Source organism: Pseudomonadota bacterium (assembly GCA_010028905.1).
GTDB lineage: Bacteria > Vulcanimicrobiota > Xenobia > RGZZ01 > RGZZ01 > RGZZ01.
On record RGZZ01000908.1, the window covers coordinates 1 to 1102 of the forward strand.

The window sequence follows — 1102 nt, forward strand, 5'->3', positions numbered from 1 at the left end:
GATGTTTTGGGAGACGAGGAGGGTGCTGCAGATGTCTTGGGAGACGACGATGTTTTGGGAGACGAGGAGGGTGCTGCAGATGTCTTGGGAGACGACGATGTTTTGGAAGACGACGATGTTTTGGGAGACGACGATGTTTTGGGAGACGACGATGAATGATGCGAGTCTGCAGAAGAAGAGGAGGAAGATGCTTGGGCATGCCTATTCTCCACGGGCGAAACCTTGGTTTGTATGAATGCTTCTGGCGTCATTTGTGTACAATCATATTGTTTTTGATAGCTTAGACATTCGGAATACTGAGTTAAATATGGTGTACAGGTGGGATCATAATTAGAGTTCGTATAACATTGAACGTACGGGAGATATTGGGAATATTGTTCTTTGCATATATTATTCTGGCAATCATCCAACTTGATCATATAATAATTACAACTTTGCTCACAAAAATCCGTGTTAAGTTGTCGTTGCGTAACTAAATGCTCTTCTTTGATATTTGCTACGTCCGACATATCGTGTGAATTTGACACTTGTGGAGCGGGGGGGGAGTGGTGGTCATGGTCCAATTGGTCATTGAATAGTTCGATGAGCGAATCCAATCTTGAGTTTGAGGCGTCCGATTTCAATTCACCGTGCAACGTTTCGAGCTTGTGGAGTAATTCCGTCGGCGGTGTCGGATATTTGCGAGAAGGGGGAGGGGGTAAAAACGGATGTGGCGGTAGTGGTGGTGGAGACGAGAGTGCCGTTTGCGCTACGTGAGTGATGAAGCACAGCATATAATGAGTGTGGTATGGGTGTTCTTCTTGTTGTACGTATGAATGAGTTGGAGTTCAAGTTGGGTTGGGGTTGTCACTCTTAGTAATAAAAAAAACACCGAGGATCCACTCTCAGTATTACTTGTGAACATGTTCTTCATGCAATGATGAAGATGTCTTGGAAGACGACGAGGGTGCTGCAGATGTTTTGGGAGACGAAGATGTCTTGGAAGACGAGGAGGGTGCTGCAGATGTCTTGGGAGACGAGGAGGGTGCTGCAGATGTTTTGGGAGACGCGGAGGGTGCTGCAGATGTCTTGGGAGACGACGATGTTTTGGAAGACGACGATG

At 46.4% G+C, this 1102-nt stretch carries 1 protein-coding gene and 1 pseudogene; both read left to right on the forward strand.

The features are described from left to right. Window positions 1-235, forward strand: a 235-nt coding sequence (locus tag EB084_26285; GenBank protein ID NDD31772.1) for a hypothetical protein, incomplete at its 5' end; no start/stop codon positions are given. A 754-nt stretch (window positions 236-989) separates the two neighbouring features. Next, window positions 990-1102, forward strand: a pseudogene (locus EB084_26290) (heterocycloanthracin/sonorensin family bacteriocin).